Here is an 18,721-nt window from a genome sequence, read left to right on the forward strand (position 1 = left end):
GGGGACTCCACCGAAAAGTGAGCCAGCGCTTCGTGAAAAGCGCTGGCTCGGTCACCTCAGTCCTCGATCTGACGGACTTTGTAGCCTGGGCGATGACCGTCGGCGGTGTCCTTGAAGATCAGGCTGGAATCCTTCACCGAACCGGCAACACCTCGTCCCGGTTTAGCGATACCGCGATTCCAGCGCGAAGCCAGCTTACGCCAGGTGATCGGGGAGATATCGGTCGACACCAGTTGCTCATCGTCCCAACCGGTCCCATCGGTGTAGAAATTCTGCATGGCTTCGCGGGCGTACAGATCACAATCGTTGAAGCCGTGCAGGCACAGCGGCTTGTACACGCGGTCGTAGCGATACTGGTTTTTCTCACGCTCTTCATCGGTGTTACACACTCGCACGAGGATTTCCCAATACTCGTGGGTGTCGTCGGTAATCGGCACGTACCACTCGTACTGCGTCATGTGTTCGCTTGGCCAGTTCTCCACCATCAGCACGCCCGGCAGGACCACGGAAGTCCGGTAGTAACGGCCTTTGAGGCCATCCACTTTCAGCCCCAGAAGGTCGTTCTCCAGCACCGGCGTCCACTTGTCGGTGAACATCCATTGCATCAGTCCTTTGGGTCCGGTTTCGTTCTCGACCACGGCGATGCAGTCGTCGGCGGCCGGCAACAGGCCCAGCGGCAGCACCCAATCCATGGCATGAACGATGGTGTTGTCCTTGTGCACCAGGATGTGTGCGTTGTCGAAGCCGTTTTCACAAGCAATACGCCAGTTACCGTAACCGGTGCGGTGCATGCCCAGGGCCACGGCATTTTCATCCAGTACGCTCGGCGACGCAGGCCACAGCGGGTGCGGGAAGACTTCGCTGTTTTCCGGAAAGCGGAACGGCAAGTCGTCGGCCAGCGGCGGCACATCCTCATCGGGGAAGCTGTCTTCGCGCACGAAAACGAAAATCATGCCGTTGATTTCATGCACCGGGTAAGTAGTCAGACCGGTGGTGCCAATCAGTTTGTCGTCCGGGTTGGCGACGATGGTCGCCAGGGTGCCACTCTCCAGATCGAAGGTAAAACCGTGGTACCAGCAGGAAATGGTGCTCTTGGTGAAGCACATCGGTTTTTCGGAAAGACGCACGCCACGGTGCAAGCACTGGTCCTTGAGCGCATAGACCTTGCCGTTGACGCGACGCAGGACAATGGGCACACCGCAAATCTGGATACCTTCAACCTGATCCTCGGCCAGTTCATGGGTGAACAGGGCTGGATACCAGTGATTGATAAAGCCCCAGGCCGCATCTTTGTAAGGCTGGTATTGGCTTTGCGTTTTGGAGTTGTTGACGCGGGCATCGCTGATACCCGTTTTGACGATGCGCCGACGAATGATAGGTTGCTCGGACATACGGATTCCCTTGCTAACAGTATCGGCGCCGCCCTGTGCGGCGCTGTTGCAGTCATCCTAAGAACCTCCATGAGGGCTGACGATCCCGATACCGTTTCGCCTATCCTTGCAGCGCAAAAAGATGCAGGACCTGCCGGGATGACGGCGCGCTCAACGCGCCAGGGTTGCAGAAGGGCTTTCGCCAAAGCGACGTTTGTAATCGGTCGTGAAGTGCCCCAGGTGATTGAACCCCCAGCGGAAGGCGACCGCCGTTACCGTTTCGCTGCCCGAACTCAGCCGCTGCAACTCTTCATTGACGCGACGCAGACGCACTTCCTTGAGGTACAGCATGGGTGATGTATCGCGGTAACGCCGAAAGCCCGTGAACAACGAACGACTGCTGACGCCAGCGTGCTCAGCCATGTCGACGATGGTAATCGGTTCGTGCGCGTGGTCCTCGATGTAGCGTTCGACACGCTTGACGAACGAAGGCGCAAGCGAGGGAGCGTCGGCCAGAAGCTCCGCCGAATAGTTATGGGGTTGATTGGTCAGCAGCACGTGAACCAGGCCACTTTCCAATTGGGCAGACATCAAGGGCGACAGCTCGTCATCCCGCGAAAGGCAGTCATACACCCAGCTCACCATACGCAACCAGCGTGCGCCCGATTCGGTAGCGATCGGGATGGCGGATTCGAATTCAATGTTTTTCGCCAGGGTGCGACCCAGCAACTGCTGGCAATGCTGCTCGATCAGACTGCGTTCAATACGGATGATCAGTTTTTCGGTATCGGGAAGGTGGTTGATCAGTGATTTCGTGTGGGGGTTGATCACCGTGCCCATGCTTGGATTGCACACCACTTTCTGATCGCCTAACTGAATCTGCTCCTCGCCGCGAATCGGCATCTGGATCAAGGCAAAGGTATCGAGTACCCCCGGCTTGATGGTCAACGCACCACCGTAACTCATTCGGCCAATACCGATACCACCCGCCCGACGGTAAAAAATGCTGGTGTTCAGCGAGCTTTTGGCGTCCAGGTTAGAGAGGTGGTTTTCGCAGAATATTTTTTCGCCACATTGGCGGGCCTCTTCAAGGTCACGGGTTCGACAAATTTCGTAACGCGCCAGTACAGCCTCAGGAGCAGTGACCGGACGGAAACTAAGCTGTTCCATGTATAACCCTCTGCGACCTGGCCAGGCATCCAGATCGCACTATCACACGATTTATAAGATCCACAGTACGTGCCGCAGATCATTCTTGTTATCGCAGTCGCTGGCTGAACCTTTTGCCACCATTCCCAGAGCAGATACGCACAATTTCAGTGCATATCGAGGTGCAATCACTGCAAGGAGCGAGGCAATTCACCTCGCAAGAACCCTGCGCGCCACTCCATTTGGTGTCACTCGGCTCGGGGATGGACAACTACCCCCTGAACCAAGCATTTAACGTGCCTGAATGCCCAAATATCAGTATTGAAATGGCTGATGAGACACCCATTTCAGGACTTCACGCCATCTGCCGGAGCCCTGAGAATAACCCCATATAATCAAGCACTTACTGGCCATCCTGACAACTGACCAACCCTCACGGCCCTCCCTTGCAAACGACCGCAGACAACCTCAACGACGAGTGGCCCCGACCATGACGAACATCACCCGCGCCGGACTGTTACCGGTGTTACGCCAGGCGTGTCGGGTACCCATCTGCACGACCACATCACCGGCTTTGAGCAAGGCGCTTTCCCCGTCATCAAGTAGCAAGGTCAGCTCGCCGTCGACAATGACGCCGTAATCAATGGTATCGGTGCGGTGAAAGCCCGGCGCATCCGCTTCGAAGGTCTGCGCCAGACCCGGAACGCGGACATTCATCTCATCCGCGGCCAGTGGATCGGCATCCACCGGCACCTCGGCCGATTCCGGCGGGAAGCTCACCAGCATGACGCTGGTGCCCGCCACGGCGGGCAACACCGAGGTCACAGGGTTTAGAGGATCTGTCACCTGGCCACCGACTTGCGGCTGCGCATCGGTCTTCCAGACCAGGGCGGCACTGAAGCCCGGGATATGAGTGAAGGATTCATCGCCCGCAACCGGACCGAAACTGACTACGCAGGAACGACCTTGGGCGTCATGCCCGGTCACTACACGTTGTGCTCGCATCATGGGGTTCTCTACTGTGGTTGGGCGACGTGCACCGCAGTGCCGCAAGCGCTCGATTATTGGTAAGCGATGTGGAAATTGCTGAAGCCATTGCCCTGAGTCTGGATATCATCCAGCGCATCGTTGAGGCGCTCCAGCGGATAAGCGTGCGACTCGAGCAGCGACAGATCGAGGATTCCGGACTCGACCATGCGGGCCATTTCCTCTGCCTCTGCGGTGGTGAACCACAGTGAGCCAATGTATTGCAGTTGCGCGCACATAAAGGGGTGCGGATCAATCGGGACAGGACCGGCCACGCCACCAATCTGTACGATCCGACCGCCACGGCCGACAGCCTGCATGGCATCCACCGACAAGTGCGCGGGAGCCTTGGCACCCAGGGTATCGAGCATCACATCAACGCCGCCCGGCACCTGCGCCAACACGTGTTCATGAATCACGCCGCCCTCTATCGGCACGGGAATGACACGCCGAGGATCAAGGGCCTTGAGCCGTTTCAGGGCGTCGGCATCGCGGGCGACTACCACGACCTTCGCAGCTCCGAATGCCAGGGCAAGAAGGGTCGCACCGACGCCGAGAGTTCCGCTTGCGCCAAGAACAAGAACGCTCTGCGAAGGACGCAGGGCCGCCTTGCGGATTGCCGAATAAGCAGTACCCAGATAGCCGAATCGGGTAGCGTGGGCAAAGCTCAGGCACTCGGGCAGACGCACCAGGTTGTTGCCATGGGCCGTCATGTATTGGCCATAACCGGCGTAGGGATAACGCTTGAATACTTGCTGCGAGCCTGGCCCAAAACCGAAGTAGCCCATGAAGGTATAGGCCTGGCAACGCGGCGCGTCACCTTCACGGCACCAGCGACACTCACCACAACCGATGCCCGGATTGACGTAAACCCGATCTCCGGGTTTGAACGCCGTGACTGCGGAGCCGACCGCCGCCACCGTACCTGCCGAGTCCAGGCCAAAAATGGCGGGCAGCTCGGGTAATGGCAAAAAGGGATACCACTCAGGGAAATGGGTGGTGACGTTTTTCAGGTTAGGAATGATCCCACTGGCCGCGACCTTGATCAGCACATCGTGAGGGCCGGGAGTGGGGACCGGGATATCGTCGACGATAAACCGACCGCCTATTTCGTGAAGACGGGCTGCTTGCATCAAAGACACGCAATACTCCTCGGGTCGCAAAAACGGCGCAAGGCCGGGGCGACCGCGTCCTTATTCTGGTAGTAATGAATCGAGGTCTCATCAATGACCCGAACCCCTACGGGTTCGGGCAACTGACGCACATTAGGATGGAGGGTCAGGCGTTAATGACCCGCGCCCTGCAATGCCTGTAACGAGAAGTCGGTAGGCTTGGCGACGAAGTTGGTACGCCAACTGGAGGTGTCGATCAGCGAGACAGTCGCGTGGTTACGCTGGTAATCAATGACTTCCCCTGCGGTGGTACGGATATCGCCATCAGTGACGTTGGCATAGGACTGAAACTCCATGAATTTCCAGAACTCGCCCTTGCGGTTGTAAGCCTCACCGTAGTGAATGCGCGGGTATTTCACATCGATGTACAGCACCTTTTTGCTGTAAGGGTGGATCGATGGAGTAATGGCTTCGATGACGTAGACTTCACGCACTTCGTAGTTGTTGCCGCTCATGTTCCAATAAGGTGGCTCGTTCTGCAGAACCGGATAACGTTCGGCAAACGTTTTACCCTCCTTGTTCCAGATATCGGTCCCGGTCTTGCTCGCGGTCACCGCCAGAATGCTGCGCTTACCCAGTAGCTTGTATTCCGGGTACCAGCATGGACGGGCGTTGAAGATTTCCAGATCATCCTGCAACTGGTCGGATGAGCCTACCGGGTCCATCCAGGCCCCCCCAGACAGCTGACGCACGCGGCGAACAGCCGGGATATAGGCCCACACGCTGTTCACTTTCGCCGAGTCATACATAACCGTGTAAGTGCCCAGCCCCTTCATATCGGACGGAGACTTGAAGTACAGCAACTGACGACCGCGCTCACTGCCATCACCTTCAACGGTGCTGCCCCCCGTCAGACGCCCCTTCATGGCGTAACGGGTGAACTCAGCCACCGGCTCGGCGTGTACGCCTTTCTTGCCATCGATCAGTACTTGGGTGTAACCCGGTACTTGTGAGACATCGCCCACCAGTTGACCCAGGTGCCAGTTCCAGACGATCTTCTCGGCCGCTTCAGGGTCCTTCACGTCTATGTTCGGGAACGGTGCGCCCGCCCCCCAACCATCGATACGGCATTCCTGCCGGTTGATAGAAGTCTTGCCAGCATTGGCATTGGACGCTTTGACCCAGCGGGGGTCCAGCGGCACTTCCCTGGAAGCGGCCAGCGGCAGTTTCCAGCCATCGTTGCGGATGCGCCACTCCATCTTCTCGGTCAACAGACTGGCGATGGTGTGACCTTCGAAGGTACTGCCCTTGATCTGATCGAGGTTGGCAGCCGAGATAACCGTACCCACCGGTACTTCGGCAGCCATTGCCAGGCTGGCCAGGCTGCCGAAGGCAGTGATCAGGCCCGCCAGGAACGGGGTGCGTAGCGCATGACAAAACATAGCCATCATGGAGTCTCCGATTGGACTTAAAAGAGGTAGGTCAGGCTGGTGTACAGCTGATCGCGGTTATGGAAGTAGCCAAACAAAGTGGTGGTGTCACACGTCGCCAGATTGCCCGGCTGACAGTTCTTGGAATCGTGAGACCCGCTATCCCAGAAAGCATCGTATTCAACTTTCCAGCGAACTTTGCTGGACAGCTCGAAGGTCACCGACGGCACCGCAAAACCACCACCGTTGCTCAGGTCGGCACCGAGCACCAGTTGTGGTCGAACACGCCCGTTTGCGTAGCTCAGATCAAAGATCGTGGTCCCCATGGCCGAGTGTTCCCTGACCTTGCCACCCCAGCCCACGCTGTACAGCAGTTGGTCGTCCTTATCGAAGTTCTGCACCCACTTGTCGAACAGTTGCACGGAGAAAAACATCGGTTTTTCGGTGCCCAGCCAGGTTTGCGTGGCGGCAATGTTCTTGTCCATGCGCAGCATCATCGCCACGACATCTTTCTTGGTATAGCCATCGAAACCCGGTGCGATGTACTGGCTGAGCATGGTCGGCGTCTTGGCTTGAAACTGGTACGGCGCGTCCTTGATATAGGCCACCTCGGTACTGAACACCGCGTCGGCCAGATCGGAGTAACGGCTGGCGGTGAAGCCGAAGATGTCGACGAGCGGGTAGATGATTTCACCCGCCAGGCCACGTGTCTGGTCAGTGCCTTTGGAGGTCGCACCTGAAGCGACATCAGGCATGCCGAACAACGCCAGGTTGTTCGAAGGGTTCAGAATCGGCGCGTTGTAGTACGTTTTCAGGTACGACAACGAGTAGTTTGTATCCCCGTAAAGTCCGCTCCAACGAATGCCGCCGGTCACGTCATTTACACTGCCTTCATCGCTTTTGTAGTTGTACGGGTCGATATTGCGAAAATCCACGCCCGCATAGGGCTGACTCGACCAGCGACCACCGTAGATGTCGATTTCGGTACCGATGTCATTCTTGCGGTCCCACCCCGGACGCACGAACATTTCAATGCCGCCGTTGTACTCCGGCACATCGACGTTGAACTTGGCCATGATGTTGGTCTTGCGCAACTCTTCGTTGGCAGGCTCCAAAAACGAACGCCAGGTGTCGTCGAAGCCGTGCACCAGGTCGTTGGCAGCAAAGAAATCAGTCTCGCCCCAGGCGATCTGCTGTTTACCGAAACGCAGCTTGGTGCGCTCGCCCAGCGGCAAATCCACGTACAGCTCACGGATGTCGGTTTTGTCGTAGAGGTCGGTGATATCGCCGGTACCGTCAGCCTCGTGATAGTTATTGGCGCCCATTTTCTCCAGGTGCCTGAGGAAGTCGGTCTCTACCTCCCGCACCCCGCGCAACTTCGCAACGAAAGAGACGTCGTCGCCGGGTTTCCACTGCAAGTTCAACCGCGCGGTGCTGCGCATCATCGACAGCTTGCCGCGATCGTTATAACCGGGGGTGTCTTCCCAGTTCTTCATGTTCCACGACATTTCCTGGCGCAGGTAACCGTCGTACGTGAAGGTATCGTCAGCGAGCACGGGCGTGGCAACCACGCCCAATGCGATAGCCGTCGCTATGCCGTTGAACGAGGTAAGCGGTTGCATGCCCCGGATCAGATTGCTCATGGATCTACTCCCCAATAAATGATGGCAGCGGTTGAATGAGTGCTTTTGTTATTGTTTTTCGCCTCAACCCAGCTCAATCCTTGTGTTCGGCTGACTGGCGACTAGTGACTGTTCGCGCTCACCAAATATGAAGTGAGGACGGAACACGTAGATCAGCGAAGGCATGACGAACAGCGCGCAGAACGCTGAAGCGCTTAGCCAGATCGCCATCAGCAGGCCCATCTCGGCCTGGAAGCGCAGCGACGAAGCCCACCACAACAGGGTGGCCAGGATCAGTACGCTGGCGGTCACGATCACGCCCATACCGGACGAATGCAGAGAAATACGCACGGCCTCCTCCGCGCTTTTCCCAATGGCAATTTCTTCCTTGATGCGATCGGCGATGTAGAAGGCGTAATCCACGCCAAGCCCAATCCCCAAGGCCGCGACCGGTACGGTATTGATGCTCATGCCGATCCCCTTCCAGGTCATGAAGGCGAAGGTCAACATGTTGGAAATGATCACCGGCACCATGAACACCATGCCGGCCATCGAGGAGCGGTACACAAAAGTGCAGATCAGGGCCAGCACCATCAGGGCCAGCGCAATGGCTTCGATCTGGCTGGAGAGGATGATCTCGTTGACCGCCGCCATGACCCCGATCAGGCCACCGGCCAGGTGCCACTGGCCCTCGGCTAGCGGGTTCTGCGCGATGAACGCCTTGATCCGTGCCATGGCGGTACGGATGGTCTCGCCCTGGCGATCCCGGAACATCAGGGTTACGGCACCATTGGCATACTGCTCGTCGGCATAGCGCGAGATATCTCCCGGCTCGGATACCGAGTCGAGCATGGCCACCAGGCTGCCGTTGATCGCGCTGGTATCGCCCAACTCCAGATAACGCGGGTTACCTTCGCGCAGGCTCACGTTGACTTGCGGCAGCACATCAGCCAGTGAAAGCGAGCCGCCGATCTCAGGCTGCGCCTCGATAAAACGCTGAAAGCTGTTCATCGCGTGCAGGGCTTCGTTGCTCTTCATCAGCCCTGGGTGACCGTCTTCACCCAGCACCACAAACATGCGGTCCACGCCCTCGAAGCGCGCGTTGATCGCCGCCGAATCGACGTTATATTCCGACGTCGGCCAGAGGATTGGTGAACCAGGATTGGCGTCACCGATTTTCAGGTTCAGCGAATAAAGGCCAGCACACACCACCACCACGAAGGTGCTGGCCAGCACCCCGTAACGAGCGCGCGACAAGGTCACGCGGGTCGCCAGGTCAAGCACCTTATTCAGCACTGGAATACAGTTGAGCGGATGCACCACCCCGTGCGGCCTGCGGATGAACGAGAGCATCACCGGGGTCAGGATCACTGCGCTGACGGTCAGGGTCAGCACCCACACCACCGCAAGCACAGTGAGTTTCTGCAGCATCGGAATCGGGCTCAGGGCGACGACCGCCATGCACGCCGCATCAGCAATGACCCCCAGCATGCCGGGCCTGAACAAGTCGGCCAGCGCTACGCGAGCCGCGATTTTTGCCGTGTCCGCGTGAGCAGGCAAAAGCTGCAACTCATCATCGAAACGGTTGACGATCTGCACCGAGTGCGACACGGCACGCGAAGTGATCAACATCGCCACCACGATCACCAGTGGCTCGAAACTGATGTTCAACAGGTGGCAGATGCCCAATGCCCAGGATGCACTGACGGCACCGGCGAGCAGCGGCAACAGCACCCCGCGCCACGTGCGCAGAAGGACGAACAGCATCACCAGAGTGACCAGCAGGGCGATGCCGACCAGCAGGAAAGTTTCCGAGAGATAGTGGCCTACCCAGCCATAAAGTATTGGGTCGCCCACCACACGGATATGCACCTTGCCATCATCGACGCGGGCAATCAGGCTGCGAATTTCCTGGAACACTTTGCTGTAGTTGACCTGATTGTCGATGAAGTCGACCGTGATCAACGTCGCCTGCATATCCTTGGACACATAAGGCCCATAGACCAATGGGTTGCGCAGCACGGCCTGCTTGAGCGCGGCCATGGCCTCGGCGTTGGCCGGCAGATCCGGCCACATCAGCGGCAGGCTTTCGATACCCGCCGTGGACGCCCGTACTTCCTTGAGTTTCTTCGAGGCCAGTGAGGTGATCTGGTACGGGTTGACCGCCGAGACTTCACGCAGCTCCATTGTCACTTCACGGACTTTTTCCAGTACCGAGGTCTGGAAAATATCGCCCTCATCGACCTCAAACATGATGGTGACGATGTTCGAGCCACCGAAGGTGTCTTTGAACTTCTCGTGCGTCTGCACGTATTCGTGCCGTGACGGCAGCATGTCTTCGAATACGGTGCGAACCTCAATGTGCAGGGCGAACCAACCCAGCACCAAAGTCATACATAACAGGCCACCGGCAACCCAGGCACCGCGCCGGATGCAGAACTCGGCTATACGTTCGATCATGGAAAGCTCTCGTTTAGACTACGCAACTAGGGGTTCAGGGCTTCAGCAGGGACCAGACCTTGCCGTCCCAGCGACCGATGTCGGCACCCGCCAACCAAATGCCGCCGGCCACGGGCAGCGCCCGCACATGCCAGGACAGGTTCTGTGCATCGAGGGTCCCGGATTGCCAACTCTTGGCATCGCCACTGGCCCAGCGCCCCAGCGCTCCGGTGACAAACCAAACGCCTTGCTCTTGCAGCCAGGCCACATCAAACAGGTGATCGCGCAGACCGACGTCGATAACGTCCCAGTGCTGCCCGCCGTCGCGGGTTTCCATGACGGCCCCCTCCAGGCCGACCGCCATGCCGTGCTGCGCATCGCGGAACGTCAACGCCATCAGCGAGCTGGACAGGGGCGACTCAACCTCTCGCCATTGCCCGGTCTCCAGGTTGCCGAGCAACACGCGTCCAAACTCGCCCACCAACACCAGTTGACCGTTATCGAGAATGGCCACGTCGTTCCACGCCACATCTTCCTCGTCGCGCAGACGCTGCCAGTGGCGGCCAAAATCGCGGCTGATCAACACCGCCCCCATCTCGCCGGTGGCAATGGCCAGCCCCTGGGCACCGATGCGAACACGGTTGAGCTTGTTAGCCGTTCCCGAGCGCGGCACATCGGTCGCCTGATTCCAGTGCAGCCCACCGTCAAGACTGAACAGGATCACCCCATCATTGCCGACCGCCACGGCATGTTCGGCATCCCAGACGGCGATGTCCTGCAGGGTATTGCGGGTTGGAGTGCTCAAGTGGCGGATTTGGCCATCCCGACTGATCGACAGGATCTTGCCGTAGGAACCACTGGCCAGCATGGCTCCCCCAGGCTGCTCTGCCAGCCCATAGAACTGATCGCGACGCTCGAGGGCGGACGCTGCGACGGTACCGCCCACCGGCTGTGGATGAATGAAGAGCCCGGCCCACAGCAACGCGGCGATGATGGTCCAGGGAAGCAGCATCACGATGAGCTTCAACGGACGCGCGCCCCTGCTTGGTGCGGGAACCTGCGTGAGGATGTGTTCACTGGTAGAAAGGTTCGACATCAGACTGATCCATTCGTAAATCGCTATCCGGAAGCTGATAGCGAAGCTAGCGGTCACATTAGGTGCCCACGCCCCCACGAACTATCCGTCTACTGCTTGGCTTATCCGCCCAGTGCAAGTTAATGATCCGGGTCAATTTTCATCGCCGCACGCAGGCGTACGAGCGCCATTAAGAGAGGCCCGTATTCATTTATTTTTTGTTTTAAATCAATGATTTATAGATAAACCAGAGAGAAGCCACGGCGGCACGAAACGTCGCACCACCGGGCGGCTTCAGAGTTTGAAACGACTGACCAAGGCGTTGAGCCGCGTGGCGCTTTGATCCAGATCCTCACTGCGCTGATTAACCAGGCGAGCGCTCTGCGAAGCACTTTCCGCGGAGTCGGCGATATTCACCAGACTGCGCGACAGGAGCTCACTGGTGGTCGCTTGCTCGTCAGTGGCAGTGGCGATCTGTTGGCTCATATGACGCATCTGGCCGATCACCTGCGACAGCGTCTGCAAGGCCTCACTGGCCTCTCGCGCGCTGACAACGTTGGTCTGGGAGGCGCTGCGGCTCTGAACGATGATGTCGACCACCGTACGGGTGCGCGCCTGAATCAAATTGACACTGCGGTTCACTTGCTCGGTTGAGACGTGAGTACGCTGCGCCAGGGCCCGCACTTCGCCAGCCACCACGGCAAATCCGCGTCCTTGCTCGCCAGCTCGCGCAGACTCGATGGCCGCGTTGAGCGCCAGCAAGTTGGTCTGATCGGCAATATTGCTGATCACCGCAACGATGGTGCCAATCGACTGGCTGGCTTCATCCAGTTGCGTGGCCAAGCCGCATACGTGCTCAAGCGTTTGCGCTTCCAGGTTGATCGCCTCCACCAGGCTGGACACCGTGGCCTGCCCGCGCGCAATGGCCTGATCGCCCTCGCCACTGGCCTGAGCCGCCTGCCCGGCGTTGCCGGCAACTTCCTCGATAGTCGCCGCCATTTGCTGCATGGCGGTCGCCAACTGCCCCACTTCATCGCGCTGTGCATCCACCGTCAGTCCAGACGCGCAGCTCTCGCTCTGCAACTCGGAGGAGGTTTTCTGCAGCGCGAGACTGGTGCCCTTGATCTCAAACACCAGATCAGCCATTGCACTGAGAAAGTGATTGAACTCACGTGCCAGCGTCGCCAGTTCATCATCGCCCCTGGCCGGCAAACGCAAGCACAGGTCAGCCTCACCGGATGCCAGTTGCTGGATGGCCTGCACCACGGTTTCCAGCGGCCGCGACAAGGCACGCCCGAGAAAAAACACGGTAGCGCCCAACACCAATGCAGCGAATCCGCCGAGCAGAACAAGCTGCAAGGCCAGGGTCTTGACCCCTCCGAGCAGTGCCGAGCTGGGAAAAGCGAGTCCCAGCGACCAAGGCGTGCCGGTATCCCCGACCGTCACCGGCGTCACCAGCATGAAAACCTCTTCAGCCATCGCCGGCGAGATAAAACGCAGTGTCACTGCGATGCCGCCACGTACCGCGTCGTTGACGACTTTAAGATGATCGCCCAGGAAATCTCCCTCGCTTTCAGCTTGCGTGCGCCCTACCCTGCTCGGGTCCGGGTGGGCAACCAGGGTCGTATCATTGGCAATCAACACCGCCAGTCCGACCTCAAGTGGGTGCAGTTCGGAAACCCGCTTCTGCAACTGCGCCGCATCCAGGCCAATACCAAAGCTGCCAACCACCCGGCCATTGTCACGTACCGGAACCAGCACCGCAGTCACCACTTTGTCATGACCGGCGCTGCCCAGGTGCAGCAGCGGGATCACACTTTCCCGTTCGCCGGCGTTCTGCCCGAGAGCATTGAGCAGGGTCTGGCGCTGATCATCCAAGGCAGGGCTGAGCGTTTGGCCGTCTCTCAGCCAGAGCACCGCCTGATCTTGCGGCGAACCACTCGGCACCCACCAAATGGCAGTGGCCTGAGGCGTGCTGCGCAGCAAGGATTCGATCATTTGATCAGCGATGCGCCGATCTTGCAGGTGGCCGTCGATCAACTCGGCACCCAACAGTTGGGCAGTGTTACGCACCGAGTACAGCGACGCGTTGAAGTAGTCGCTGATCTCCGTCGCCTGGCGCTTGGCAATCGCGTCCACAGCAACTTCGGCAAGCATTTCGGTGGAACCTTTGCTCGACTGATAGACCAGAAACACGGTGGCCACGTAGATCACCAGCGTGATGGGCAGGACCGTTAGTAAAAGCTTTTTCGTCATCGTCAAGTTGGACAGCATCAGGACACCTCCTCTCGGCCGGGACGGAACCACTGCGAGTGTCTTTAAAATTTTTTCAAAAAAAAAAGCCGTGACAAGCACGGCAAAAAGGAGCGGAAGATCAAGCACGCCGCTTGAGAAGATCCAGAGCAACATCAACGATCATGTCTTCCTGACCGCCGACCATGCGTCGTTGTCCCAACTCGACAAGGATGTCGAGGGTTTTCAGGCCATATTTCGCGGCGACCACTTCGGCATGGCGCAGGAAGCTGGAATACACACCGGCATAACCCAGTGCCAGGGTTTCACGATCAACCCGCACAGGGCGGTCCTGTAGCGGACGTACCAAATCATCAGCGGCATCCATCAGGCGGTACAGATCGGTGCCGTGATTCCAGCCCAGACGCTCGGCAGCGGCGATGAACACTTCCAGCGGTGCATTGCCAGCACCAGCGCCCATGCCCGCCAGGCTTGCGTCAATGCGGTCGCAACCCTCCTCCACCGCCGTGAGGGAGTTGGCTACACCGAGGCTGAGGTTGTGGTGGGCGTGCATGCCGGTTTGAGTCTCGGGGTTTAACACCGCCTTGAAGGCACGCATGCGGGCACGAATATCCTGCATGTTCATCGCGCCACCGGAGTCAGCCATATAGATGCATTGCGCGCCGTAGGACTCCATCAGCTTGCCTTGAGCGGCCAACTGCTCAGGCTCGATCATGTGGCTCATCATCAGAAAGCCCACCGTATCCATGCCCAGTTCCCGGGCAAATTCGATGTGTTGCCTGGAGACATCCGCCTCGGTGCAATGCGTGGCTACACGTACCGAGCGAGCGCCGGCCTTGTAGGCTTCCTTGAGGTCGTGCACGGTGCCGATGCCGGGAATCAACAGCACGGTGATCCTGGCGTTTTCGATCACGTCCGCCGCCGCTTCGATCCATTCCAGGTCGCTGTGGGCGCCGAAGCCGTAGTTGAAGCTCGAACCCTGCAACCCGTCGCCATGAGTGACTTCAATGGCATCGACATTGGCTTGATCCAGTGCGCGGGCAATGTCCTGCACGTTCTGGATCGAGTACTGATGACGAATGGCGTGACTGCCATCGCGCAGGGTCACATCGGAAATATAAAGTTTCTTGTCAGTCATGCTCATGTCCTCAGGCCTCACCGCTCAGCATTCCTTCAGCCATGCGCTCGGCTGTCGCCATGCCGGCGGAGGTCATGATGTCGAGGTTGCCCGCATACGCCGGCAGATAGTGGGCAGCCCCTTCGACTTCCAGGAAGATGGAAGTCTTCAGACCCGAGAACCGCCCCAGACCCGGAATGTTCAGCGGCGCGTCTTCGGGGATCACGTCGAACTGCACCTGCTGCTTGAGACGGTAGCCCGGTACGTAAGCGTTGACTGCCTGTTCCATCGCCAGGATGGAGGCTTGCACGGCCGCCTGATCAGCGGCCTCGGACAGCACGAACACCGTGTCGCGCATGATCAGCGGCGGCTCGGCCGGATTCATGATGATGATCGCCTTACCCTTGGCGGCACCGCCGATCACTTCGATAGCCTTGCTGGTGGTTTCGGTGAACTCGTCGATATTGGCACGGGTTCCCGGGCCAGCGGATTTCGAGGAAATGGAGGCGATAATCTCGGCGTAATGCACCTTGGCCACGCGGGAGACGGCCGCCACCATCGGAATGGTCGCTTGGCCACCACAGGTGACCATGTTCACGTTGAGCTTGTCGACATGCTCCGCGCCGTTGACCACTGGCACGCAATACGGACCAATGGCCGCCGGCGTCAGGTCGATCAGGCGAATACCCGGCTTGATCGAGCGCAAGAATGCGTCGTTCTTCACATGGGCCGAGGCGGAGGTGGCATCGAAGACAAAGTCGATGTCCTGGAACTCGTCCATTTGGGTCAACCCGACCACCCCTTGGTGGGTGGTCGCGATCCCCAGGCGCGCAGCACGCGCCAGACCGTCGGAGTTGGGATCGATGCCGACCATCGCAGCCATTTCCAGGCGCTTGCCGTGGCGCATGATCTTGATCATCAAGTCGGTACCAATGTTTCCCGAGCCGATAATGGCAACCTTGAGTTTCTTCATGGTGATGTGCTCTTAACGTTGAGCCTGCCGATCACTCGGCCGAAAAATTGACTGCGACCTGGCCTATGCCTTCGATCACGGCCTCGAAACGATCGCCCGCGCTGACCCCCACCATCGGCCCGAGAGCGCCAGTGAGGATGATGTCGCCGGCTTGCAATGGCTCGCCCAGACTCGCCATGGTGCGGGCCAGCCACACGGCGGCATTGAGCGGATGCCCCAGGCATTCGGCACCGCTGCCACTGGAGACCGGCTCACCGTTGCGGGTCATGCTCATGACGGATTTGCGCAGATCGACTCCTGCCAGGCGCACGGCCGGACCGCCTAATACGAAGCAACCGCTGGAGGCGTTGTCGGCAACGGTGTCGACGAAGCGAATGTTCCAGTCCTGCACTCGTGAACCTACGATCTCCAACGCGGGCAGAACCCAGGCGGCGGCATCGAGCACATCGGCAAAAGTGGTATCGATACGTGGCAGAGCCTTGTCCAGAATCAAAGCGATTTCCGCCTCGATCTTCGGCTGCAGTACAGCGCCAATCGATACGGTTTCGTTGTCGCCATGGCACATGTCGGCGAACAAGGTGCCGAAGTCCGGCTGATTGACCCCAAGCTGAACCTGTACCTTGGGGTTGGTCAGGCCTATCTTGCGCCCCACCACGCGCCGACCTGCGGCCACTGCATGGGCGACGTTCAGGCGCTGAATGGCGTAGGCCGCCTCACCAGAGTCTTCACCGATCCGCTCACGCAACGGGGCAATCGCCTCCCCCGTGCGTTCGGCATCACGCAAGGCACCAGCCAGTTGCTCAAGGGTTTGTTGGGTCACGCTCATATTCACCTCGCGCTTAGTTGTCGGGTGATGTTAGGAATACGCCAGCGGGTCAGCGATCCCGTGAGTTACGCGGCTATCCCATCAGCGCTGAAATTTTTGATCGACGGCCAGTTGCCGCGCCTGCTCACGCAACAGGAACTTTTTCACCTTGGCAGACGTGGCGCGGTCTCAGCTGGAGAGGAAGTCCAGCACCAGACGATTGAAACGCCCGGCGTGCTCCCACTGCACCCAGTGACCGCAATTGTTGAACAGGTGCAATTCGCTGTTGGGGATACCGGCGACCAGGCGCAGTCCAGTGTCCATCGGCACGAAGCGATCGTTACGTCCCCAGATAACCAGGGTTGGCGCGCAGATCTCACCCAGATGCATGGACACATCGGGGAACTGACGCGGGTTCAGGTCCAGACTCTTGGTAAAGTTCTCCAGGTGGTGGCGGTGCCGCAGGATATTTTCCAGGCGACCCGCCACCAGTTCGGACGTCAGATCGCCAGTGTCATGGACAAAGACGTCCATCATCTGCCGCAAGTTGGCCACGGTTGGTTCACGGTAGACCTTCTGCAACAACTTGATGCCCTCGGTGGGCATCGGCACGAATGGGCTGACCCCTCCCGTGCCACCGCCCATCAGCACCAGACGGCCGACCCGCTCGGGATAGGCCAGTGTGAAAGCCACCACGCTGTGCCCACCCATGGAGTTGCCGATCAAATGAGCACGCGACACGCCCAACTTATCCAGCAGCCCTCTGAGCACCCGCGCATTGAGCGCCGAACGCGACCCGGTGCAGACAACACTGTCACTCTTGCTCCAGCCGGGGCAGTCCATCAGCAATACACGGTAGCCAGCCTGCACCAGAGGCTCGACGTTACGACTGAAATTCGACCAGCCGCTGGCTCCAGGCCCGGAACCATGCAGCATGACGACCACCTGCTGCCCGTCGCCACAGTTGTGATAATGAATATTCAAGTTCAGACCTTCGTCGTCGATCACGGCAAAACGACTGGTTGCACCTTCGCTGTACTGACTCATTGGGCATTCTCTGAATGGTACTCAGACGTGGATAACGGGCTTGGCACTCAACGAGCCAAACCCGGCGATCCACTCTGGAACAGGACGATAATAACGGTCGCTCGCCTGATACGGGCCGAAGCACGCCAGGGCCGCAAAGGCGGCAACCCAGGTTTTGATTTCATGGGAGGACTTGCCGGCCAAGGCCGACAGTTGGGAGTTGGCCATGGCGTCCAACTCACTCAGCCGACCTTGCTCAAGCAGCGTAAGGAAGCCCTGATCCCACTCGGGATTGAGTGGGTACAGCGAAGCCGGATCCTCTACGAAACGCTGCGCCGCAACGATCACTCGCTGCGTACGGGCAGCGCGCTCATCGGCCGGCAGATAACGGCCACTGCCTTTGAGCCGATCGGCCATTAACCCCTCAACCTTCGCCAACTCCGGAACCGGGGGCTGATGAGACAGCCCGCCCGAGCCCAGGAACAGCACGCGTTTATCGAGTGATCGCGCCCACCGCCCCAAGGCTTCGCCCAACAGCCGAGCACGCTGAAAACTCGGCAACGGGGTTGCCACCGAGTTGATGAAGACCGGGATCACCGGCACTTCCTGCAAGCCACCGAACAACATCTCCAGCGGCTGAGCAAAACCATGATCGAGCCGCATCCGATACGACACAGCGACGTCGACTCCGTCACACAGAACGGATTCAGCACAACGCTCCGCCAACGCCTGGGGAACGGAAAGCGGTCCGGCCAGCGTGTCGAAATCACCGATGGCATGGGCGGCCATGCCAATGCAGAACGACGGCATCACGTCGTAGAAAAAACCATTGTAGTGGTCCGCACTGAACAAAATGACCAGTTCAGGGTTGAAGGCCGCGATGCGCTGCCGGGCCGCCTCGACGACGCTGGCGACCTCATCCAGAACGGCTGCAGCAGGGTCCACATGCCCCATCAATGGTGTATGCGATAGGCAATGTAGATAGGCGCTCATTTCACTCTCACTGTCACGACCAACTGATCCACGGGAATCACTGGAATGTTCGTGATTGATTGGACCCTGAGCATAAGTCCGCGCTAAAAAACCAACAGTCCACTGAAACACCGCGCTATCCCGTCAGCGCACGAAAATTGCACAGTGGGGGGCGTTGAGGATTTGATGTCCGTGAGGGAGGGGAATGACGTATCTACCGGCTACTGCGTTGTCACCGCCGATGCGTGGGGCATCGCAGGCGTGGTAGTAACCGGTTGTCTTCAGGGCGTCGAACCCTGACCGTTTCCAGTAGCGCCGGGTTCACACCGGATAGCCCGCCACCGGACGCCAT

General features: G+C 58.9%; 14 protein-coding genes. All 14 read right to left on the reverse strand.

What is annotated here, in order from left to right; translation table 11 throughout:
• Nucleotides 1–56: 56 nt before the first annotated feature.
• Complete coding sequence (locus ACX3YF_RS03565; protein WP_288101145.1) at nucleotides 57–1,391, reverse strand: Rieske 2Fe-2S domain-containing protein; 1,335 nt, start codon at nucleotides 1,389–1,391, stop codon at nucleotides 57–59.
• Between the two features lie 150 nt (nucleotides 1,392–1,541).
• Nucleotides 1,542–2,540 carry an AraC family transcriptional regulator gene (locus ACX3YF_RS03570; RefSeq protein WP_288101146.1) on the reverse strand — a complete coding sequence of 333 codons (999 nt, stop codon included), beginning with the start codon at nucleotides 2,538–2,540 and terminating at the stop codon, nucleotides 1,542–1,544.
• A gap of 447 nt (nucleotides 2,541–2,987) precedes the next feature.
• Nucleotides 2,988–3,527: a cupin domain-containing protein gene (locus ACX3YF_RS03575; RefSeq protein WP_288101147.1), complete on the reverse strand. Its 540-nt coding sequence runs from the start codon at nucleotides 3,525–3,527 to the stop codon at nucleotides 2,988–2,990.
• Nucleotides 3,528–3,580: 53 nt separating this feature from the next.
• Nucleotides 3,581–4,678, reverse strand: coding sequence for an alcohol dehydrogenase catalytic domain-containing protein (locus ACX3YF_RS03580; RefSeq protein ID WP_458946373.1), 1,098 nt, complete (start codon nucleotides 4,676–4,678; stop codon nucleotides 3,581–3,583).
• Between the two features lie 152 nt (nucleotides 4,679–4,830).
• On the reverse strand, nucleotides 4,831–6,108 hold the full coding sequence (locus ACX3YF_RS03585; protein ID WP_288101148.1) for a DUF1329 domain-containing protein: 1,278 nt from the start codon (nucleotides 6,106–6,108) through the stop codon (nucleotides 4,831–4,833).
• A gap of 17 nt (nucleotides 6,109–6,125) precedes the next feature.
• A complete protein-coding gene (locus tag ACX3YF_RS03590) occupies nucleotides 6,126–7,730 on the reverse strand; it encodes a DUF1302 family protein (RefSeq protein WP_458946186.1) in 1,605 nt (534 codons plus the stop codon).
• A 63-nt stretch (nucleotides 7,731–7,793) separates the two neighbouring features.
• Nucleotides 7,794–10,169, reverse strand: coding sequence for an efflux RND transporter permease subunit (locus tag ACX3YF_RS03595; RefSeq protein WP_458973417.1), 2,376 nt, complete (start codon nucleotides 10,167–10,169; stop codon nucleotides 7,794–7,796).
• Nucleotides 10,170–10,203: 34 nt separating this feature from the next.
• Complete coding sequence (locus tag ACX3YF_RS03600) at nucleotides 10,204–11,244, reverse strand: WD40/YVTN/BNR-like repeat-containing protein (RefSeq protein ID WP_458973418.1); 1,041 nt, start codon at nucleotides 11,242–11,244, stop codon at nucleotides 10,204–10,206.
• 273 nt (nucleotides 11,245–11,517) lie between these two features.
• Nucleotides 11,518–13,497, reverse strand: coding sequence for a methyl-accepting chemotaxis protein (locus tag ACX3YF_RS03605; RefSeq protein WP_458973419.1), 1,980 nt, complete (start codon nucleotides 13,495–13,497; stop codon nucleotides 11,518–11,520).
• A 100-nt stretch (nucleotides 13,498–13,597) separates the two neighbouring features.
• Nucleotides 13,598–14,614: a 4-hydroxy-2-oxovalerate aldolase gene (dmpG, locus tag ACX3YF_RS03610; RefSeq protein WP_288101153.1), complete on the reverse strand. Its 1,017-nt coding sequence runs from the start codon at nucleotides 14,612–14,614 to the stop codon at nucleotides 13,598–13,600.
• A 10-nt stretch (nucleotides 14,615–14,624) separates the two neighbouring features.
• The gene (locus ACX3YF_RS03615; RefSeq protein ID WP_288101154.1) at nucleotides 14,625–15,566 is read right to left on the reverse strand and encodes an acetaldehyde dehydrogenase (acetylating); all 942 of its coding nucleotides are present in this window, start codon (nucleotides 15,564–15,566) and stop codon (nucleotides 14,625–14,627) included.
• 31 nt (nucleotides 15,567–15,597) lie between these two features.
• Nucleotides 15,598–16,392 carry a 2-keto-4-pentenoate hydratase gene (mhpD, locus tag ACX3YF_RS03620; protein ID WP_288101155.1) on the reverse strand — a complete coding sequence of 265 codons (795 nt, stop codon included), beginning with the start codon at nucleotides 16,390–16,392 and terminating at the stop codon, nucleotides 15,598–15,600.
• Between the two features lie 168 nt (nucleotides 16,393–16,560).
• Nucleotides 16,561–17,418, reverse strand: a complete 858-nt coding sequence (locus ACX3YF_RS03625) for an alpha/beta fold hydrolase (protein WP_458973420.1) — start codon at nucleotides 17,416–17,418, stop codon at nucleotides 16,561–16,563.
• 21 nt (nucleotides 17,419–17,439) lie between these two features.
• Entirely contained in the window at nucleotides 17,440–18,390 is a 951-nt protein-coding gene (locus tag ACX3YF_RS03630) for a 3-carboxyethylcatechol 2,3-dioxygenase (RefSeq protein WP_458946191.1), read from the reverse strand.
• Nucleotides 18,391–18,721: the final 331 nt, after the last annotated feature.

It is taken from the genome of Pseudomonas fluorescens group sp. PF-69 (assembly GCF_054481235.1).

Coding starts and splice junctions, on each gene's coding strand:
- ACX3YF_RS03605 (WP_458973419.1), bottom strand. CDS start 13,497: ATGCTGTCCAACTTGACGATGACGAAAAAGCTTTTACTAACGGTCCTG.
- ACX3YF_RS03625 (WP_458973420.1), bottom strand. CDS start 17,418: ATGAGTCAGTACAGCGAAGGTGCAACCAGTCGTTTTGCCGTGATCGAC.
- ACX3YF_RS03600 (WP_458973418.1), bottom strand. CDS start 11,244: ATGTCGAACCTTTCTACCAGTGAACACATCCTCACGCAGGTTCCCGCA.
- dmpG (WP_288101153.1), bottom strand. CDS start 14,614: ATGACTGACAAGAAACTTTATATTTCCGATGTGACCCTGCGCGATGGC.
- ACX3YF_RS03615 (WP_288101154.1), bottom strand. CDS start 15,566: ATGAAGAAACTCAAGGTTGCCATTATCGGCTCGGGAAACATTGGTACC.
- ACX3YF_RS03570 (WP_288101146.1), bottom strand. CDS start 2,540: ATGGAACAGCTTAGTTTCCGTCCGGTCACTGCTCCTGAGGCTGTACTG.
- ACX3YF_RS03575 (WP_288101147.1), bottom strand. CDS start 3,527: ATGATGCGAGCACAACGTGTAGTGACCGGGCATGACGCCCAAGGTCGT.
- ACX3YF_RS03630 (WP_458946191.1), bottom strand. CDS start 18,390: ATGAGCGCCTATCTACATTGCCTATCGCATACACCATTGATGGGGCAT.
- ACX3YF_RS03590 (WP_458946186.1), bottom strand. CDS start 7,730: ATGAGCAATCTGATCCGGGGCATGCAACCGCTTACCTCGTTCAACGGC.
- mhpD (WP_288101155.1), bottom strand. CDS start 16,392: ATGAGCGTGACCCAACAAACCCTTGAGCAACTGGCTGGTGCCTTGCGT.
- ACX3YF_RS03565 (WP_288101145.1), bottom strand. CDS start 1,391: ATGTCCGAGCAACCTATCATTCGTCGGCGCATCGTCAAAACGGGTATC.
- ACX3YF_RS03595 (WP_458973417.1), bottom strand. CDS start 10,169: ATGATCGAACGTATAGCCGAGTTCTGCATCCGGCGCGGTGCCTGGGTT.
- ACX3YF_RS03580 (WP_458946373.1), bottom strand. CDS start 4,678: ATGCAAGCAGCCCGTCTTCACGAAATAGGCGGTCGGTTTATCGTCGAC.
- ACX3YF_RS03585 (WP_288101148.1), bottom strand. CDS start 6,108: ATGATGGCTATGTTTTGTCATGCGCTACGCACCCCGTTCCTGGCGGGC.